Source organism: Alloprevotella sp. Lung230 (genome assembly GCF_014385435.1).
GTDB lineage: Bacteria > Bacteroidota > Bacteroidia > Bacteroidales > Bacteroidaceae > Alloprevotella.
Genome location: NZ_JACSUD010000022.1, coordinates 1 through 19,336 on the forward strand (window position 1 = coordinate 1; position 19,336 = coordinate 19,336).

A 19,336-nucleotide genomic window follows, 5' to 3' on the forward strand; every position below is an offset into this window, starting at 1 on the left:
TTTCTTTTTTTTCGATAGATGCTCGACCTCTACGACCTACTTAGGGAAATCTTCCCGCCTCCCTCCTATACTTAACTGCGAGCCGCAAAAAGTTCATTACGTAAAGGATAATCTATAAACCAAGGTTTGGTTTATATAAACCAAAGTTTGAATTACATAAACCAAGGCTTGAATTATATAAACCAAACCTTGGTTTATAGATTTCTTCCCATCTGGTGAAGTTTCAATAGGAGAGAAGCAACTTCTTTTTCCTTACTGCCTACTTCTTGTGTGATTACCAGCACGAGAACCTGAAAGGCTCACAAGTCATTATCCAAGGTCAGGCCGTCAAGGGTGCACTGCCTTGACAAAGCGGGGCTGTCCGAAGCAGTCGGGGCGCTCCTCGATGTGGGTGTAGCCCATGAGGTCGAAGAGTTGGGCCACCTGCCGGGCGTGGTCGCGGTGGGTCTCGACGAGGAGGGCACCGCCGGGATGCAGGAGGTGGCGAGAGAGGAGGGCGAGAGCACGGTAGAACTGCAAGGGGTCGTAGTCGGGGACGAAGAGCGCCGAATGGGGCTCGTGGTGCAGGACGTGACGCTCCATGGTGACGGCTTCGCTCCGGCGGATGTAGGGCGGATTGCTCACAATGAAGTGGAAGGAGGCAGGGGCATCGGTGGGGCACTGCGCTTCGGTCATGATGTTGCGGTGGAGGAAAGCGACGTCGGAACCCAGCGCCTTGGCGTTGCAGCGCGCCACGGCAAGGGCGGCTTCGGAAATGTCCCAAGCAGTGAGCGTGGCCGAGGGCAGACGGAGGGCGAGGCTCACAGCGATGCAGCCGCTGCCGGTGCCGGCATCGAGGAGGTGGGCCGGTTGGTCGGAAGCCAGTTCCGCGGCCCACTGCACCAATCCCTCCGTTTCGGGACGGGGGATGAGCACATCGGGGGTGACGGCAAAGGCGTGCCCGTCAAATTCGGCACTACCCAGGACATATTGCACCGGCACGCCGCGGCGGAAGGCTTCGAGGTCGGTGGCCCACTGCTGTTCGTGGAGCGGAGTGAGCAGGAAGTGCTTGCCCAAGAGGGCATCGGTGTGGGAGAGATCGAAGCGGCGTTCGAGATAGAGGCGCGCGATGGCCTGTGCTTCGCCCTTGTCATAGTGGGCAATGAGGATGTTGAGCAACTGTTGGCGGTGAGGGAGTGTGGTCATGGTGAGTAGATCAGGTTGAACAATGGTGGAGGGGAAAAAAGTAGATGTTCGCCATGAGCAGTCGGGAGCGTCCCGACACCCATGGTGAACATCTACTCGACTATCGCAAATCCTCGAGGTCGCGATAGGCTTTCTGCATGAAGGCCTTGGCCTTGTTGAGCCGTACTCCGGTGGGGTCGGGGGTGGTGCGCGACGCCTCGCGGGTGGCGAGGGTGTAGATGGTCGTGCCGGTGGAGTCGATGAAGGTGAAGCCTTCCGGCCACGAATGTTGTGCGCAGGGATAGACGTAGGTTTGCGAGAGGACATCGCGTGAGAAGCGGAACTCGCTGTGAGGCAGTCCGAGCTGTCCGAGGAGGGTGGCGGCAAGGTCGGTTTGGTTGCACAGCACATCGACACGGCGAGGCGCTTTGACGGCACCGCCCACCCAAATCATGGGGATGTGGTACTTGCGCGTGTCGAACTCGTTGATGTCGGACGGCCACGACACGCCATGGTCGGGAAGGATGATGATGAGGGTGTTCTTCCACTGCGGCGAGCGACGGAATGCTTTCAAGAAGCCGGCTATCGAATGGTCGAGGTAGTGGAAGGCGTTGAGGATGGGGTCTTCCAGCGCGTGGTGAGGCACTTCCCAAGGTTCGTGGCTGGAGAGGGTGAGGAGGGTCTTGAACCACGGACGTCCCTGCGGCATGGCAGCGATGCGCTGTGAGAGTTGGCCGAACATGAGGTGATCGGTCACGCCCCAAACGTGGGTGTGGCGCATCGACTCGGGGAAGTCGGCATCGCCCAAAACACGGTCGTAGCCGGTGGCGAGGAAGTAGGAGTTCATGTTGGTGAAGTTCTTATCACCTCCGTAGAGAAATTCCGTGTCGTAGCCCACACGCTTGAGCGAGGCGGCGATGGAGGGCAGCACGCGCGACTTGGCCGGCATCTTCATCACGCTGGCATCGGGGAAGGCGGGATAGCCGGAGAAGGTGCAGATGGTGCCGCGGTCGGTGCGGAAACTGTTGGCGTAGCAACGGCTGAAGAACACGCCCTCGCGCGACAGACTGTCGAGCGTGGGGGTGACACCTCGTGTGCCTTCGGTGCAGCCCACCACGCGGCCGCCGCAGCTTTCCATCAGGATGAGCAGCACGTTGGGGCGGGTGGTGGTGAGGAGAGAGTCGGCCGGCAGTAGGCGGCTCTTGGTGTTGTAGTGGAGGGAGGCAAAAATGCGGTCGGCCTCTTCTGGGGAGAAGTACTGCGCCTGCTTGCTGAAGTCCTTTTCCTTCATCAAGGAGTAGAAGAAGGAGAAGAGGGGATTGACGGCGGAGTGGTTGAGATATTGGCGCGTGGAATAGTAGACCATGCCCACGTTGGCGGTCGATTTGCCCACACCGCCGCGGATGGCGAGGAAGAGGAGAGCACCCACCACAACGAGCAGTCCGCCCATGAGCGATTTGCGGGCGGCGGTGCGGTGGGTAGAGAGGTCTTCGGGGGCTGGATAAAGGCGCAAAAGAAGGCGCGAATAGCCCCAAATGAGGACGCCGAAAAGCACGACAGCACCCAAAAGGAACCAAATGTTCAGACTTTCGGTGACGCCCGAGGGGTTGTCGAGGTAAGAGAGGCAGACTGCATCGAGTTTGAACCCCCATTTGCTATATAATATGGTGTCGACAATGACCGTGAGGAGAATCATCACCGTGAGCACATAGGCATAGACCCGATAGGCGATGCGGAGGAAGCGCGCCCAACGTTTGCCACGGACCACAAGTCCCACCAGGAGGGACAGCCAGAGGGGGGCGGAGGCGTAGGCCGCCACGTTGAGGTCGAGCGGCAGCCCATGGAGCAACACTTCTCCCACGTCGGAGAGTGAGGGCCAGCCATTGTAGGCCAAGCAGAGGAGTTTGGCGCTGAGAAAGGTCAGTACAAGGGTGGCGTAGAACTTAGCAAAGAAAATCAGTCTGGTTTTCACAATGTTGGAGATTGGAGTATTTATAGTTTGTCGCTGCCGGAAGCCCGGTAGTGTGGCTTTTTCAGCCTTGTTGTGCCATGCGGCATCACATTTGCTGCATGTCGTTGAGGCGCTTGTAGTAGCCGTCAAGCGCCAAGAGGTCTTCGTGGGTGCCACGCTCCACGATGCGTCCTTCGTGGAGCACCAGGATTTCGTCGGCGTGGCGGATGGTGGAGAGACGGTGGGCGATGGCGATCGTGGTACGGGTGGACATGAGGCGTTCGAGCGCTTCCTGCACCAAACGTTCGCTCTCGGTGTCGAGCGCCGAGGTGGCCTCGTCGAGAATGAGGATGTCGGGATTTTTCAGAATGGCACGCGCGATGGACACCCGTTGCCGCTGTCCACCCGAAAGCCGACAGCCGCGGTCGCCCACGGTGGTGTGGTAGCCCTCTTCGGTGGCGATGATGAAGTCGTGGGCATTGGCGATTTTTGCCGCTTCGACCACCTGCTCCATCGTGGCGTTTTCGACCCCGAAAGCGATGTTGTTGAAAAACGAGTCGTTGAAGAGAATGGCCTCTTGATTGACGTTGCCGATGAGGGCGCGGAGGTCGCTCAAGCGGAGCGTGCGCACATCGTGGCCGTCGATGAGGATGCTGCCCGCCGTGACATCGTGGTAGCGCGGAAGGAGGTCGACGAGGGTGCTCTTACCGCTGCCACTCTGCCCCACCAAGGCCACCGTCTGCCCACGGCGTACGGTGAAGCTGACGCCGCGAATGACGGGTGTCGAGGTTTCGATACCGGTGTTGGTGTAAGAAAATTCGACATCGCGAAACTCAATCTGTTCTTGCAGCGCAGGGAGCTGTACGGGCGTTGTCGTTTCGTGGATGGGATTTTCGGCAAAGAGGATTTTGTTGACGCGCTCCATCGAGGCCATACCTTTAGGGATGGCGTAGCCGGCTTTGGAGAGGTCTTTGAGCGGCTGGAGCATACTGTAGAGCATGACCATGTAGAAGATGAAGGTGGGGGCGTCGATGGGGCTGTTGTTGGAGAAGATGAGCGTGCCGCCATACCACAGCACGAGCACGATGAGGCACGTGCCGAGAAATTCGCTCACCGGATGGGCCGAACTCTGGCGCGTGGCCACTCGGGCAGAGATGGTGCGGAAGTCGTCGGTCGTGTGCTCAAATCGGCGTTGCATCTTTCGTTCTGCCCCGAAGGCTTTGATGATGCGCATACCGCCCAAAGTCTCTTCGAGCTGCGACATCGTTTCGCTCCATTTCGTCTGAGCCTCCAGACTGGAACGCTTGAGTTTGCGCCCCACCTTGCCCATCGCCCACCCGATGCTCGGGAGCACGATGAGGGTGAAGAGGGTGAGTTGCCAAGAGGTGTAGACCAGTACACCGAGATAGAAAAGGAGGAGAATGGGATTTTTGACGAGCATCTCCAGACTCCCCATCACGGAGTTTTCAATCTCGTTGATGTCGCCGCTCATGCGAGCGATGATGTCGCCCTTGCGTTCGTCGCTGAAGAAGGAGAGGGGGAGACGGGTGATTTTGCGGTAGACGGCATTGCGGATGTCGCGCACAATGCCCGTGCGGATGGGCACCATCGTGGCCACGGAGGCAAAATAACAGCCGGTCTTCATGCCGGTGGTGACCACCAAAAACAGACCGATAATCAGGAGCGTGGTGCTGGCACCGTATTGCTCAATGAGCTGTGCGGTGTAGAAATAGAGGTTGTTGATGAGAATGTCTTTCATAGGCTTTCCTGCCGCATCCCATGCGATGAAAGAATAGTGCGTTTGGTCGGTGCCAAAGAGCAGGTTGAGCATCGGGACGATGGAGAGGAAAGAAAAGATGTTGAGCATGGCGCTCAGCACATTGAAGGAAAGCGAAAAGGCCAAATAGCGCTGGTAGGGCGCCACGTAACGGCGCATCATCAGAAGAAAATCTTTCACGGTGGTGATGGAGTTGGAGGAATTTGTGCAAAAATACGGCAAAAAAGTGGAAACGCCCTGCTTTTTGCACAAAAACTCATCGGGCACGCACACTTTTCGAGAGGAGATGGTGGTGCGTGCCCGATGAGGGGTTAGAACGTGAATTGGAGGGAAAGTTGTGGGGCGCGGTTTTCAGCCGAATAGGAGGGGAGCACCCAAAGCGAAGATCTGTCGGCGGTGGAGGGCGCGTTTGCTGCTTTCGGTGGTTGCTTTTTGCGGAAAATGCGGTTGATGTAGCGCTTCTGAATGGGGAAGAGCCAATCGGCCACGTGCGCACTGAGCACGCCGATGCCTGCTCCTGCCATCACATCGTTGAGCCAGTGGCGGTTGTTGTACATGCGCAATACGCCTACGGTCGTGGCCATGAGGTAAGCCCCCAATCCGTAATAGTTGCCATACTCAAGGCGGGTGAGTTCTGCGCCTACGAAGGCGGTGGCGGTGTGTCCGGAAGGGAAGGAGTTGTGGGCGGAACCATCGGGACGGCGTGCGTCGATGGTGTGTTTGAGACTGTTTACCAATACGCCCATCACGGCAAAGGCGGTTGTTCCGATGAGAAAACGCTCACTCTGTTGGTGGCGGTGGGGAATGAAAGCCATTTTCCCCAATGAGATAAATGTTACTGCAGGGGCATACTGGATGTAGTCGTCGGCGTGGAAGTAGCGATTGCCGCGGAGGCGCTTGAACTCCTCGCGCAACTCGCGCTTTTTTCGGAAAAACCAAGTGCCGTGTCCCAGTCCCCAGACACCCAACCCTACGGCGGCGAAACTCAGGGCTTGCGGCAAGGGACGCCAAAAACAGTTTTTCTCTTTCGAGGGGCGGATGATTTTGAGGCTGTCGTCGAATGTGGGTTCGGTCAGCAACCGAGCAAAGGGAGATTTTGTGAGCGATGGCGTGTGCGAGGTGGTGTGCAGCGTGTCGAGGGAGCAGCGAGCTGTATCGGACATGGGGCGCACGGTGTCGGACAGTTGCCGGTAAGTTTTCATCGTGTACTTCACCGCTTCCTCCGGCATAGCCCACCTTTCCTCATCGGTGGCTTGCTGGCCCATTTCTGCTCCTTTTTCTCCGTGTTCTTCTTCTCCGCAGATGATGGCACACGCTTGTTGGGGCAACATCGTCAAGAGGCTGCCGCACAATATATATAAGAAAATAAGCGTTCTTTTCAGCATTCAAGTATTTTGTCTGTTATCCTATCTGTAATCGTTCGCAAAAATACTCTTTTCTCGATAAATAGCCGCCTTCTACCTACTCCTTTTTCAAAGAAAAGACTTCAAAACGCCTTTTTTGCCCTCTTTTTGACAAAAACTCAGTTTTTTGTTTGGTGGTTTCATAAGTTTGTACTACCTTTGCACTCGCAAACGACAAGGAAGCCTCGGCTTCCAAGTCCCTCCAAAGAATCGGGGTGTAGCTCAGTTGGTTTAGAGTACGCGTCTGGGGGGCGTGAGGTCGCTGGTTCGAGCCCAGTCACCCCGACTCAAAATTAAGGCATTGATTATCAAGGTAACGCTTGGTAATCAATGCTTTTTTTTGTGCTTGTTTGTACCTGTCTGTGCCTTGGCGTCGAGTTTGGCGGTGCTGTCGTGCCTTTCGCGCACGGAGCGGCGATAACCTGCCAGGGCGACGATGATGGCGTAGAGGAGATATTCGAGTATGGCGGTGAAGAGGTGAAAGAGGAAGGAGATTTGTTAAGCATACTATAAAAATAATGCGATTTGTCGTCGCGGCCAAATGCTCAAAACGATATTTTGCGAGAAATCGCTTTTTATACCTTGAGAGAGTTGAAGAAGAACGTAGGGAACACATCGCTTGATAAATAGGCATCATGACGTCAAAATGCGCAGAAATGTCAGTTTGAGTTGAAAAAATGGTCGGCTCAGCGTAGAAAAAAGGAGAATGTCTATTGAATATATCAAATAAGATTTGTATTTTTGCCGCGTTATCAAATACTACGCTTATGAAACTACATTTCGAGAGATTTTCAGCCTTTTTGCTATTTCTCGCCCTCGCACTTAGTAGTTGGGGGCAAAAAGTTGTACTTCACGAAACCTTCGACAACTTCAAGGGCGAAGGCGGTAATCCTACTACCGAAGCACCTGAAGGGGTATGGAAGGGAAGTATGAAATCATCAAAAGTTACCGAAGGACAATTACCTAACTGGCAGTTGAAGGGACAACTCTATCACGGAAATCAGTGTGTTAAAGTTGGGGTAGCCAAGCAAAGTGCCTCCCTCACCACGCCTGCCCTCACGGGCTTGTCCGGCAAGGCAGTACTCACCTTCCGTGCTGGAAGTTGGGACAATAAGAAATATTCTCGCGACATCAAGGTGTCCATCGTAGACGGCGGTACGCTCACGCCTGCCCAAGTAACGCTGGAAATCGGTAAGTTCAATACCTATACTTTTACTATCGAAGGCGCAACAGCCACTTCTAAAATCTGTATTGAAGGTGCAGCTGCCAGTAACAATGTATTTTTCCTCGACGATGTGAAAGTTGTAGCGAGTGAAGAAGGCGGACAGATCAATCCTCCGACTCCACCCACGCCTCCACAACCCCAACCGAAGCCGACGGAAATCCGCACCCTCGACCAACTGAAAGGCTTGCCCGATGGCACGGCGGTCGTACTCCTGATGGGGCGCGACAATCCCGCTTACGTCAATGCTCTTGTGGGTAAGACGGAATGCTACGTGGCCGACACCACCGCCGCCCTCTTGCTCCGTAACTTCCTGCCCACAGATGCCGGTTGGCATCCCACCATGCGTGGTGCACTGATGGGGCGCATCGAAGCCACCTACGCCACCGAAGCCGGATTGCCCACGCTTCGCCCCACGGCAAAGTCTACGGGCGAAACCGTGCTTTGTATCGACCAATTTGGAGAGCGTAAGGCCCTTCCCGCCACGATAGAAAATCTCGCCGACTTCCCGGCTCAGAAAGTTTTGCTCACTGACGTGACTCTCGGCCGCCAAGAGGCGCGCTACTATGCCGAGCAGGGCGGAAAGCGCATCTATCTCTCGTCGCAGATTGAGGCGTGGAAGTCTCTCCTCGAAGGTGACTTGACGACGCGCCGCTTCACCCTGCAAGCCGTGGTGGGCGTAGCGAAAGGTGCCCCCCAACTCCTCCCCCTTGCATTGGAGGAGGTGATGACACAACTCGTGTTGAAGGAAGATCAAGACCCCACAGCCGACATTGCTGCCCACGCCGACCAAATTGTAGATGTGGATTTGCACCTCACACTGCAACCCGAGCAATGGCGCACTCTGTGCCTGCCTTTTGCTATGGACGATCCGGAAGAAGCCTTTGGGACGGAACTTTCCATACTGGCCTTCGACGGCTGCACCCTCGACAATCACAAGGTGCGCTTCCGCGCCACCGATAAAATCGAAGCAGGCGTACCCTACTTGGTCAAAGCCGCCGGCGAAACCTCGGGCGCACAAGTAGATGGCGTGAAACTCATCTCCACGCCGAAGACCCTCTCCGAAGCAGGGGTAGACTTCGTAGGCGCTTTTGCTCCTTGGACGATGACCGACAAATGCCTCCGGTTCGATGCTCAGCAACATCTGTGTGCTCCCGAAGACCAAACACAACTGCCGGCCTTCTCCGCCCATCTCCGCGTGGCCGATGCCGACCTACGCGAAAAACTCCTCAACGGCGGCATCACGGCTTTGGAGCGTTTGCCTCACGCCGATGCCGTTGCTCCCTTGCGCACCCTCACCGGTCAGCGCGTGGTGCGCACCGCCACTCTCCCCGCCGGCGTTTACCTCCAAGGCGGTCGTAAAATCGTTGTTCCCTAACCTCTTTTCCATTTGCCATTTCGCATGAAAACTTATATCTCCCTCCTTTTCCTGGCCCTGAGCTGCCTAAGCGCTTGGGGGCAGACGAAATCGAAACAAGACGCGGTCATCCTCGTGAAGGGTCAGCCCGTTCACACCTATCGTGCTGCCGAATACGAGCGTATCGTATTGGTCGACACCCTCGGCCTGAAAGTGTATCTTCCCGGTGCACCCTCGGTCGATTATTTGGACGCGACGGTACAATATGTCGATGCTGAAACACCGCCCACGCCGCCCAACGACCAAAACAACACCAACCGCAACACTAACCTCACCGGCCACCGCCAATATGCTTGGCAACTGGAATATCCCCATTTGCGCGAAGGCAGCCACGACGTGCTCTCTATCCACAAGTTTGAAGGCGACCGCCTCAATCTCAGTCTGGAGTACGACAAGCGCCAGAAAGCCACGCGTTGGGTGTGCTACCGCTTCGACAACAGTTTGCAAAATGACCCCAGCGTGAGTCGTAAGGACAAAAGATGGAAGGACGACCCCAATTTGGATCGCAAGGATTGCATCCACACGTCCGACTACACCGGTTTAGGGAGCACAAGTCCCGCTTACGACCGCGGGCACCTCTGTGCTTCCGACGACCGCCGAATGACTAATCTTGCCAATCAACAAACTTTCTATACCTCCAACTGCCTGCCCCAAGTGAATTCCCACAACCGCGGCATTTGGAAAGCGATGGAAGAGCAGGTGCGCGATTGGGCTTTCGACCGTGGATTTTGCGACACTCTCTATGTGGTGAAGGCCGCTACCATCGAGGACAACGCCGCCCTCCCTGCCCCCTACGACAAAGGCATCTATGGCTACACCGCGCAGCCCAACCGCCAGCAAATCCTCATTCCCCGCTACTTCTACATGGCTTTGCTCGCTGTGAAACTCGATGCTCAGGGCGGGAAGCACTACAAGGCACTCGCCTTCTGGACGGAGCAGCACGACCTGAACAAGATTTCGACCACGCAGGTCAAGCCCCGTGAACTCACTCTCTCGGTGGCCGAACTCCAGCGCCGCACCGGTATCGACTTCTTCTGCAACCTCCCCGATGCCACCGAGCAACAAGTGGAGGCCGCCCTCAATACCGACGACTGGACGTGGAAGAACTGACCCTTTGCCCTCGCAGTAAAACACTTACTTAATACGCACAACGACACCACCCAATCCGGGTGGTGTCGTTGTGCGTTGAGGGAGATTCTCCGCGGCATGCGCAGTAGCGCACCGGACGTTGAGACACTATCGCTTGCTCTCCTCGAGGGTGCGGAACTCGCCGTTGGTGATCTGCCCCAGACAGATGGGGCGATACATCTCGGTGTAGGCCGCTTCCGCGCCATAAGTGGCCTCCTCATAGAAGAAACCGATGCGGCCGTCGGGCTGCAAAATCATCGTACTGTAAGCGCTCGACAGCGGAGTCACCTCGTAGGGGCCGCGCCAGTTGGCCGCAAAGAGAGCCGGCGTTTGGTAGTCGTAGGGCGAATAGAGGGGTTTGTAGTAGATGCCCACGTGGGTGCGACCGGGGCCGAGCGGCACGCTTTGGAGCACCACGGGCACACTTTTCCCCGTCTTTTGGTCGATGGCATCGACCATGAGGATTTCGCCGTTGCAGGCATTCTGTTGCGCCATCACGCCCCTTAGCGCTTGCGTCGAGGCGATGGGCTCGGCCCACATTCCCGTGGCTTTGCGCTGGCTGATGTAGGAGAAGGTGTTGAAGTAGCGCCCGCCCCACATGCGGCTCGAGAGGACCACATCGCCATTGGGCAATTCCTCCACCTTCGGTTCGTCGCCCTGCGGCGCCGGCGACTTGTCGATGCTGCCCAAGGGCTGCCACGAGCGACCGAAGTCGTCGCTGTAGACCACGCGGTTGCCACCGGGACGGGCGCAGAGGGCGGCATAGAGACGATGGTAGCGCCCGATGCGCACCAGGCGGCTCTGGCAAATGCGACCGCTGCCGAAGAAGAGCGACTGCACAGAGCCCAGTTTGCTCTTGTCGAAAAGCGAATAGATGCTTTCGGTGATGTCCTCGGGATCAGACCACGTGCGGCCGTTGTCGGTGCTGCGGAGGATGGCCACTCGATTGGGATTTTCGCGTGTGGTGGTGGCTGCGCCATAGACGGTGTTGCCTGTCACGCACACCACAATCACCTCACCGCTGCGGGAGTCGGCCACCACGGCAGCGTCGCCATAGCCGCAGGTCTGGCTGCCCTTGATGCCGTCGCCTTGCGCCAGCACGAGTTCGGGACTCCACGTAGTGCCGTTGTTGTAGGAGATGCGATAGCGCAGGTCCACACGGCCGTAGCCGATGTCGGCGCCGCACGGCCGATAGTCGGTCAGGGCGAGGAGGTGGCCCGCCTGCGTGGCCGCGATGGCCGGGATGCGATAGGGCGTTTGTTGCGGATAGGTCTTGAAAAGAGGTTGTTCCAAGGCGATGTCGCACAGCGAGCGGCGCAGGTTGAAACTGTCTACCGGGGCGGGAGATTGTGCACCTGCCGGGAGGGCGAGCGATGCGGCCAGCAGAAAGGAGGCGATTTTCATGGGAGAAAAGAGAGATAGAGGGTGAATGACACAAAGAAAAAAGGAGGGAAAATGCTTATGACTGCGCACTTCGGCGCTCCTGCGCATAGAGGTCGTTGAGGACGATGCCGGCGAGCGTAAATCCGAAGATGGCGGTGATGTGCGCCATCGTGCCGTTGATTTGTGCTTTCTTGGCGTTCCAGTCGTGGTCGGCCAGGTCGGTGCGTCCCTCGGCAGGCAGGGTTTCGGTCGAAAGCGTCGGTTCGGGCATTTCGGTGAGGGAGGCACCGAGGTTGGGTAGCACTTCATCGCTGTAGACCACGCGAAACTTCTTGGCAGGGAAAGTCTTGGCGCGCTTAAACTTGTTCCGAAGTGCCCGTGCCAAGGGGCAGCCTTTGGCCTTCCAAAACTCGGCCACCGCAATGCGCGAAGGGTCCATCTTCAAGGCCGCGCCCATCGACGACACGAGCAGTGCATCGGTGCGCGAAGCCGTGAGGAGGAGGTGCGCCTTTTCGGCCAGCGAGTCGATGGCATCAATGACGACGTCGTAGGTGTCGAGCGCAAAGCGGTCGGCATTTTCGGCATTGTAGATGTCTTGCAGGGCGGTGATTTGGGCGTCGGGATTGATGGTGAGCAGACGTTCGCGCAACGCATCGACTTTCACGCGCCCCACGTTGGGCAGGGTGGCGGGGAGTTGCCGATTGACGTTGGTCACGCTCACACAGTCGGAATCGACGAGGGTGATTCGCTGCACACCTGAGCGCACCAGACTTTCGGCACACCAGCTCCCCACGCCGCCCACACCGAAGAGGATGACGCGCGTGTGGTGGATGCACTCCATCACTTCATCGCCCACGAGGAGGCGCGTGCGGTGGAGCACTTTTTGTTCGGTGGCAGAAAGGGAAGTCATGGGCAGAAAGTTTTTGGAGGAGGATTAGGAAGAGTGCAGGGAGGGCTGTTGGCGCAACGCTTCAATGAGCGTGGCCACGCCGCGCGAGGCGACATCGCGGATGACGTGGACGTGCCGATCGCGAGGCGTCCCCACCTCGTTGGGGTCGATGAGGAAAATGGGGACATCGGGCCGCGCGGCATGGATGAGCCCCGCAGCGGGATAGACCGCGAGCGAGGTGCCGATGACGATGAGGGCGTCGGCCGCACTCACCACTTCGGCGGCAGTGCCGATGAGGGGCACGGGTTCGCCAAACCACACGATGAAGGGCCGCAGCAAACTCCCATCGCCGGCGCGCTCTCCGGGGCGGATGTCGAGGTGGTCGAGCGGGAGGGTGACGATGTGGCGCGGGTCGGCAGGGTCGGTCGAGGAGCACGCTTTCATCAGTTCGCCGTGCAGGTGAATCACGTGGGTCGAGCCGGCACGTTCGTGGAGGTCATCGACGTTTTGCGTGATGATGGTCATTTCGTAGTCGCGCTCCATCTCGGCCAGCAGGCGGTGTCCCGCGTTGGGAGCAGCGTCCACGAGTTGTCGGCGCAGCCCGTTGTAGAAGTTGTTCACGAGTTCGGGATCGGCCCTCCACCCTTCGGGCGTGGCCACCTGCTCCACAGGATGCGTTTCCCAGAGTCCGCCTTTGTCGCGGAAGGTGGAAAATCCGCTCTCGGCGCTCATTCCGGCGCCGGTGAGAAGGGCAAGTTTCGGTTTCATAGGCAAACTTGTTCGTGCGTTTCGACTACAAAACTACGCATTTTTTTCCAACCGTAGGCTATGTTCCGCTGATTATATGGGCTTCTTTTTAGGGAGGATATGCACATTTTCTTCTTTGGTGTCGCTGCACACACAGCGGCAATCTTGCTATCTTCACCGCAAATGGCAGCTGGAAGAATTAATATAGGAGCAGGAAAAATTTACCTCAGAGGTAGTTTTTTCCAGCTCTGAGGTAGAAAAAATTAGCTCTGAGGTAAATGTGCCCCACCCTGATGTGTGGAAAACTGGGCGGAAAGTCTCTGCTTGTCGAGGTGCTAAAAAGTGATGGATGTGGACTAAATGGGGGAAATCCTACAAATCTCTTTCGTAGTGTTTGTACTCGTAGATGTCAGTATGTGTACTTTCAGAATAGCCGTGTATGGACGGCTGAAATATGTAGTCACTTGATGATGAATGCTATTTGATTTCGTCATAACAATCCTCCATTTTTTCTATCATCTTCTGTAAGGTGAAAAGTTTTTCCACTCTCTTTCTAGCATTCTTCGCATATTGGATGCGCATGTCCTCATTTTGAAGTAAGGTATTTATTGCTTTTGCATAAGTCTTATCATCTCCATTTTTCACTTCTAATCCTGTTTCTCCATTCAATGAAACCCAATTCACCCCACTGCCTGATATAGTAAAAGTAACAGCGGGAGTATTACAGAACATCGCTTCTGCCAGAGCAACTCCAAAGGCTTCATTTTTGGTAATGGACGGGAATGCAAATATGGATGCGGCATAGTGATAAAATTTCAGCTCTTCATCTGACAGCCTACCGACAAAATGCACTCTTGGCGATTTACAATTCGCTTTCAACTCCTCTGTTAATGGACCATCGCCAGCGATAACAAATTCGCAATCAGACTGAACAAATCTCTCAGCTTCAATTAAATGTGGCAGTCCTTTATATTGGATATGGCGACCAATAAAGAAAACAATAGGCTTGTTGTTATATTTTGCTTTCACTGCCTCAATCTTTTCTCTATCGCCTTCTTCCAAGATATAGTTCTTCTCGTTGATTGCATTCTGAACAATTCGCACTTTTTCTTTGAAAGGTTGTAAAGGAAGAGAACCATCTCGATACTGAGGACTTGTCACGCATATTATATCTGCTCGCTTTAACAAAGCCTTTTCTATGGGTTTGATAAAAGGATAGATCCTCTTCTGTTTGATGATATCCATATGCCAATGAATGATTAACTTTACATTCTTTGGTATGACACAAAGCAATACCCAAGCGGGGAATGGGTTTGCCCAGTGAAACTGTATCACATCAGGTTGGAATTCTTTGATAGCCTTTCTCAAGACACTGAAATATGAAAATGACAAAGCCTGTCGTGCTATGTTTACCCATGTTCCTACTCGATAAATGGTATGCCCATTTACGATGTCTATGGTGTCTTTGCATGATTCGTTAAAGCACACGACAGCAGTTTCATGTTTTTCTGTTCCTTCAACTAAATACTTACAGATATTTTCAACCCCACCAATATAAGGGTAGTAGTACTTTGATATGTGCAAAATTTTCATACTTATTTGTGGCTATTTGAGCATTTAGAAAGGAGAATTGAGATAATTCGTTTGATGCCACGCCGGAACATACTACTATAGCGAGCACAAGATTCTCGTGGCCAGAGCTGATAAAGATGAGCATAGCGTGGTAGTTTCACCCAAAGGGTTCGCCACATATCATATAGTTTTCCCACTCTTCCCTTGTAGGGATAGCGCTTTTTTCCAAAATTTCCTCCCTTAAAAATATCTCTGAGTAAAAGCTGATAGTGTTTCTGGTTACGCACAAGCGGAAAAGGAAGGCATTCCTCTGACATACCGATGTCATCGACTACAATTTGACCAAATGCGTTGGCCAAAGGGCGAAGTTCTAGTAAATCCAACCACTTTTGAAACTTCTCTCGATCAATGCGAGAGGACTCAGACTGCAGAAAGATGGCCCAATCACAGACTTGCCTCAATCCTAACCCATCTTCCATCACGTGCTCGCATTTGTGGAGCAGCAAAAAGAATGCGTAGAGGGTAGAGGGTAGTTCGTATGCGGTGACTTCTCCAAAATGGATTTCAGGCAGTGTCTCTGTGCCCAATTCTGCAGCTACGATTTCTTTCCAGCAATGGTCATATCGTCTTGAAGCCAAAGATGAGAGATGTGCATGGTGTTCCACCACAACACCCTTCCACCGAAAGGCAAGGTGTTTCTCGTAGAAGTCGTCGGTCCATTCTGCATGTTGGCGTGCCCATTCGTTGGCACGCTTCAAGTCTTCGTCCGACTTAAAGAGCAAGTCGATGTCGCCACAGATACGATGTTCAGGATGAGGATAGCGTCGGCCAACGCTTTGTCCTTTCATCAAGATGGGGCGTACATTTATCTGATTGAGCGCTTTGAACAGGTCTACGAGGGTTTGTTCCATTCTGTAATGTTGCTGCTCGATATGCAGCACGAGAGGAACGAGTTGTTGCATCACCTTTGCAGGTGGTCGTGACTCTATGGGCAGAGTAGTGATGGCATCTGCTAAGTTCCCAATTACGGTTTGTTCTTTGCTTATCTTGAGAATCTCTTGCCATTCCTCCTCATTCATCACCGGAAATTTGAACAAGTTCTTCCAAAGAGCGAAGCGTAGAAGAAGAAAAAAAGAATGTCGAGACATTTTCTGTTTTTTTGTTATCAATAAACTTCTTGCTTATCGTTTTTATCCTTTTATTAACGCCACACTCCTTATCTCAATAGTAAAGTTCCTTTTCTTATGAAGCATACACTTATCTCTAACTTTCAGGCTGTAGTTTTCCGCTTTTGTCAGCCCTGTTAAGAAATCTCTGCTTATAAACTTCAATTAATTGCTGTGCATAAGTGTCTTGAGTATTGATGTTTTGACAAGAGGCTATAACAGCGCCGCGATTATAATGAAACGTACCATCTTCTACATGATGAATAGCTGAACATAATGATGCGAGATCACCTATAGAATAAGATATTCCCGTTACTCCTTCTTCTATGAGTTCATAAGCAGCACTCTCTTTTGGAACGATGCTGGGAATGCCCGCAGATTTGACTTCTGCTACAATGAGTCCAAATGTTTCATACCATAAAGCAGGATGAACAAGAACTTTTGTTTGTTGGATATATTGCTCTTTGTCATTCTCTTGCAACCATCCTGGAAATAGAATCTCTGGATATTTTTCCTTTAACGAGTTATAGAGTTCCCCATCTCCAATCACGCATCCTTTTACTCCAGTTTGCGTTATGGCTTGGCAAAATAAATCAACCCCTTTCTCCTTCGATAGACGGCCGATAAAGGTGTAATATCTTCCTTCTTCTGAAAGTGTTGGTATCTTTGTAAAGAATACAGGATTACCAACTTTAATAATATGGGCTTCTTTCCCCAAGTGCTTTCGTGCTATCTTATAGGTAAGTTGTGAGATAGCAATAAAACTATACAAGTGGCTTCTATCTTTCAGTACACGATCTAATACTAATTGCCGCAATTGTCGCCAAAATTTGTGTGTAAAACTTCGAGCATCACAATTACTGCACCAACACTGCAGAGACATCGGGGAGAGTTTGCATATGTGAGCATGAGGATAATTATAAAACCCTCCATTAGGGCAAATATAAAAGAAATCATGCAGAGTAATAAAGGTACGATATTTTCCTTTGGTGATTATGGGAAAAATTGATGCCGAGAGCACTTTGCTCCAAGAATGCAAATGAATGATTGTATCGTCAGAGGAAAAGTCTTGAAGATAGGACCGAAGCTGTTTGGCCACACGAAAATTCCAGATTCCATCACAGAAGGCTTGAACTCTGCTGGGATTTGAAAGTAAATCAAACTCATGACAAAGATGTACCGGAATATGAGCATCATACAAGCGCTGGTCAACTTCACTTCCTCCTGTGAAGAAAAAGACATCTACCCCCTGCTCCTTAAGTCCAAGTGCTGTACTAATAGCAACTTGAGCTGCCCCTCCATTCACATGAGCACAATCGTTGATGACAATGACTTGCATAGTTGATTTCTAATGGGTGGTGTATCTTAAGTCTTTGAGTATCTTGGCTAAAACCTGCCTAGTAAATAAGTACACATTAGTCAGCCATGACACCGCTTGATACTTTTGTTTAATACGAAAACTTTCGATATAGGAATTCCAACTATAACTTGCTCCACCGATTGCAAAAGAAAGCATAGTTTGAGGGATATGGAGTGAACGAATGCTTGCTCCTTTACGGAATAGGAACTCATAGTCTGCACAAATTGGAAAATTGAGATCATAGTCTCCAAACTCTGCGTAGAGACTACGATGATGTAGGGTTGCACCGTGAGCAATGAGCATCAGTTTACGATATTCCTCCCAGTGAAAAGGCTTACCGATGGTCTTAATCTTCCGGCCGGTTAAGTCTACGAGTTCTTCTTCGGCGGTGATAAGATCCAATCCTGAGAGTTCTTCCGAATGTTCGTGGATAAAATTCAGATAAGTCGAGACTGCTTGTGGCAAAATATAGTCATCTGCTCCGATGAACCACATCCATGCCCCTTGTGATTTACGAATCCCCTTGTTCCAGGCATCATAGAGTCCTCTATCGGGCTCAGAGATTATGACATCAATGTGCTCACGATATTGTTCAAGAATGGTAAGGGTCTCATCGTTAGATTGGCCATCAATCACAAGTAGTTCAACTTCCTGTTGTTTCTGGGAGATAATACTTTGCAAACAACGTTCAAGTGTTTTAGCCGCATTAAAGGTGGCGATAATGATGGATATTTGTTTCATTGGGAGGAGCTAAGGTTGAATTTTGAGGAGTAATAGTAGAGAAAGTGGAAGAAGATGACTCCATTAGAAAAATAGCTTCCTCCACGAAAAAAGTATGCTACAAGAATGGACAGAGCACAAATGTTAAGATAGTTATGACCGTTGAAGTGACGTATGACAAACCATAGATAGAGAAATAAGCCGATAATACCCATCTCAGAGAAGATACGGATTCCTAGGGAATAGGCATCATCTGCATTAAGATCAAGAAAAGAATAGTTGTCTGATCGGGAAAAGAAACTGTGAAAGGCATTTTGAAATGATTGACTATTAGTGCCAATTCCTGTACCTATCCAGCGCGACGGAGCATTCCAAGCAGAGTAGAGCTGTGATTGCAAAACGGCTGTCGAAGTATTCTTTTCTAGGATGGTCCGAGGATCTGAAAACGTTTCAAACATCTTATAAGTGTCTATAAGGCGCATCTGAATACCTTCAATGCCACTACTTTCTCCTGCAAAAGTCGTCTTTTCATTGGCCGTGATAAAAATATAAGCCAAAAGTCCTATACCAATAGTCAACATCGGAACACGAAAATGGCGAAATCTGCGACTTAAAAAATTGACCCCAGTTATCGTAAGAGCAATGTAAACTAATGGCGAAAAAGTGAGCATACTCCCCATAAGCAAAATGATTTTCTTGTGCAGGTTGAACATGCCCATTGGGTCACCAAAGAAAAAAGTGTAAAGAAGGGCCGGTAGCAATAATGTACCTAAGTGACCGGCTTCAAGAGCAAAAGCACGAGCACGAATTAAGTAGTCTGTGATATTGACAGTTGCTTGAGTATCTACAAATAGTGCATTGATGTCTAGATAATCCATAATATTAATACGGAAGACATAATAGATTCCAATTTGCAGAACTGCTATCACCGCCATAACAAAGGAAACAGACAAATAAGCCCGAAATAGAGTAGATAGACTTCTTCTTAGTTCTATTTGTGGATTAAATATTTGGTAATAGCAAAAGATAAAGAGGGTAATGAGTATGATTTGTTGCAGCGACTTCTCTTGATCATAACCTACCGAATAAGATGCGGACAACGAAATAGCATAAACAGCAAGCATGCTGATAGTTATTTTAAGAGGGAAGGTGACACTTTTCTTGCGTACCATTACAAGGAAAGCAAACAGAAGCACCATCATCAACTCAATACGATTGGTTAAGAATACACTGAAAGCTAAGAGTAGTCCAAGTCTATAATAGGCAATTGCTGTCATCAGTAGAGTATTTATGGAAAAGAGCTGAAACTTTACTATAATAAGTAGGTGTTCAAAATTAATTGATGGTAGGTTTGCCTCATTTTTTCGTCAGGTCGTCCTTGTAAAGAAGGAGTGTCTTGAGCTACACGACTGATGAATAAACGCGAGATGGCGGAAA

14 protein-coding genes and 1 tRNA gene are annotated in these 19,336 nt (G+C 52.0%); 3 read left to right on the plus strand and 12 right to left on the minus strand.

Going from position 1 to position 19,336, the window contains the following annotated elements:
• Positions 1-327 precede the first annotated feature (327 nt).
• The 4 genes from prmC to H8527_RS09385 all read right to left on the minus strand — a co-directional run bounded on the left by prmC (position 328) and on the right by H8527_RS09385 (position 6,277).
• Positions 328-1,185 carry a peptide chain release factor N(5)-glutamine methyltransferase gene (prmC, locus tag H8527_RS09370; RefSeq protein WP_187547662.1) on the minus strand — a complete coding sequence of 286 codons (858 nt, stop codon included), beginning with the start codon at positions 1,183-1,185 and terminating at the stop codon, positions 328-330.
• Between the two features lie 100 nt (positions 1,186-1,285).
• The gene (locus H8527_RS10065) at positions 1,286-3,136 is read right to left on the minus strand and encodes an alkaline phosphatase family protein (RefSeq protein WP_187547663.1); all 1,851 of its coding nucleotides are present in this window, start codon (positions 3,134-3,136) and stop codon (positions 1,286-1,288) included.
• An 85-nt stretch (positions 3,137-3,221) separates the two neighbouring features.
• The gene (locus H8527_RS09380; RefSeq protein ID WP_187547665.1) at positions 3,222-5,072 is read right to left on the minus strand and encodes an ABC transporter ATP-binding protein; all 1,851 of its coding nucleotides are present in this window, start codon (positions 5,070-5,072) and stop codon (positions 3,222-3,224) included.
• A 131-nt stretch (positions 5,073-5,203) separates the two neighbouring features.
• Positions 5,204-6,277 carry a phosphatase PAP2 family protein gene (locus H8527_RS09385; RefSeq protein ID WP_187547667.1) on the minus strand — a complete coding sequence of 358 codons (1,074 nt, stop codon included), beginning with the start codon at positions 6,275-6,277 and terminating at the stop codon, positions 5,204-5,206.
• A gap of 229 nt (positions 6,278-6,506) precedes the next feature.
• Between H8527_RS09385 and H8527_RS09390 the strand changes: the two genes are divergently transcribed.
• From H8527_RS09390 to H8527_RS09400, 3 genes are all read left to right on the plus strand, one after another.
• Positions 6,507-6,581: transfer RNA gene (locus tag H8527_RS09390), tRNA-Pro, on the plus strand.
• 481 nt (positions 6,582-7,062) lie between these two features.
• On the plus strand, positions 7,063-8,895 hold the full coding sequence (locus H8527_RS09395) for a hypothetical protein (RefSeq protein ID WP_187547668.1): 1,833 nt from the start codon (positions 7,063-7,065) through the stop codon (positions 8,893-8,895).
• A gap of 24 nt (positions 8,896-8,919) precedes the next feature.
• The gene (locus tag H8527_RS09400; protein WP_187547670.1) at positions 8,920-10,044 is read left to right on the plus strand and encodes a DNA/RNA non-specific endonuclease; all 1,125 of its coding nucleotides are present in this window, start codon (positions 8,920-8,922) and stop codon (positions 10,042-10,044) included.
• A gap of 126 nt (positions 10,045-10,170) precedes the next feature.
• Here the strand turns inward: H8527_RS09400 and H8527_RS09405 are convergent, their stop codons facing one another.
• The 8 genes from H8527_RS09405 to H8527_RS09440 all read right to left on the minus strand — a co-directional run bounded on the left by H8527_RS09405 (position 10,171) and on the right by H8527_RS09440 (position 19,176).
• Positions 10,171-11,466, minus strand: a complete 1,296-nt coding sequence (locus H8527_RS09405) for a sialidase family protein (protein ID WP_187547671.1) — start codon at positions 11,464-11,466, stop codon at positions 10,171-10,173.
• 55 nt (positions 11,467-11,521) lie between these two features.
• Positions 11,522-12,355, minus strand: coding sequence for a ThiF family adenylyltransferase (locus H8527_RS09410; protein ID WP_187547673.1), 834 nt, complete (start codon positions 12,353-12,355; stop codon positions 11,522-11,524).
• A 24-nt stretch (positions 12,356-12,379) separates the two neighbouring features.
• Positions 12,380-13,102: an NAD-dependent deacylase gene (locus tag H8527_RS09415; RefSeq protein ID WP_187547674.1), complete on the minus strand. Its 723-nt coding sequence runs from the start codon at positions 13,100-13,102 to the stop codon at positions 12,380-12,382.
• 456 nt (positions 13,103-13,558) lie between these two features.
• Positions 13,559-14,674 carry a glycosyltransferase gene (locus H8527_RS09420; protein ID WP_187547676.1) on the minus strand — a complete coding sequence of 372 codons (1,116 nt, stop codon included), beginning with the start codon at positions 14,672-14,674 and terminating at the stop codon, positions 13,559-13,561.
• A 2-nt stretch (positions 14,675-14,676) separates the two neighbouring features.
• On the minus strand, positions 14,677-15,801 hold the full coding sequence (locus H8527_RS09425) for a nucleotidyltransferase family protein (RefSeq protein ID WP_187547678.1): 1,125 nt from the start codon (positions 15,799-15,801) through the stop codon (positions 14,677-14,679).
• A 115-nt stretch (positions 15,802-15,916) separates the two neighbouring features.
• Positions 15,917-17,158, minus strand: a complete 1,242-nt coding sequence (locus tag H8527_RS09430; RefSeq protein WP_187547679.1) for a glycosyltransferase — start codon at positions 17,156-17,158, stop codon at positions 15,917-15,919.
• 9 nt (positions 17,159-17,167) lie between these two features.
• Positions 17,168-17,920 (minus strand): glycosyltransferase family 2 protein, encoded by a 753-nt coding sequence (locus H8527_RS09435; RefSeq protein WP_187547681.1) that lies wholly within the window; start codon positions 17,918-17,920, stop codon positions 17,168-17,170.
• Positions 17,917-19,176, minus strand: coding sequence for a hypothetical protein (locus tag H8527_RS09440; RefSeq protein WP_187547687.1), 1,260 nt, complete (start codon positions 19,174-19,176; stop codon positions 17,917-17,919). Before H8527_RS09440 ends, H8527_RS09435 begins: the two co-directional genes overlap by 4 nt.
• Between the last annotated feature and the right edge of the window lie 160 nt (positions 19,177-19,336).

Coding starts and splice junctions, on each gene's coding strand:
- prmC (WP_187547662.1), bottom strand. CDS start 1,185: ATGACCACACTCCCTCACCGCCAACAGTTGCTCAACATCCTCATTGCC.
- H8527_RS09385 (WP_187547667.1), bottom strand. CDS start 6,277: ATGCTGAAAAGAACGCTTATTTTCTTATATATATTGTGCGGCAGCCTC.
- H8527_RS09395 (WP_187547668.1), top strand. CDS start 7,063: ATGAAACTACATTTCGAGAGATTTTCAGCCTTTTTGCTATTTCTCGCC.
- H8527_RS09400 (WP_187547670.1), top strand. CDS start 8,920: ATGAAAACTTATATCTCCCTCCTTTTCCTGGCCCTGAGCTGCCTAAGC.
- H8527_RS09405 (WP_187547671.1), bottom strand. CDS start 11,466: ATGAAAATCGCCTCCTTTCTGCTGGCCGCATCGCTCGCCCTCCCGGCA.
- H8527_RS09410 (WP_187547673.1), bottom strand. CDS start 12,355: ATGACTTCCCTTTCTGCCACCGAACAAAAAGTGCTCCACCGCACGCGC.
- H8527_RS09415 (WP_187547674.1), bottom strand. CDS start 13,102: ATGAAACCGAAACTTGCCCTTCTCACCGGCGCCGGAATGAGCGCCGAG.
- H8527_RS09420 (WP_187547676.1), bottom strand. CDS start 14,674: ATGAAAATTTTGCACATATCAAAGTACTACTACCCTTATATTGGTGGG.
- H8527_RS09425 (WP_187547678.1), bottom strand. CDS start 15,801: ATGTCTCGACATTCTTTTTTTCTTCTTCTACGCTTCGCTCTTTGGAAG.
- H8527_RS09430 (WP_187547679.1), bottom strand. CDS start 17,158: ATGCAAGTCATTGTCATCAACGATTGTGCTCATGTGAATGGAGGGGCA.
- H8527_RS09435 (WP_187547681.1), bottom strand. CDS start 17,920: ATGAAACAAATATCCATCATTATCGCCACCTTTAATGCGGCTAAAACA.
- H8527_RS09440 (WP_187547687.1), bottom strand. CDS start 19,176: ATGACAGCAATTGCCTATTATAGACTTGGACTACTCTTAGCTTTCAGT.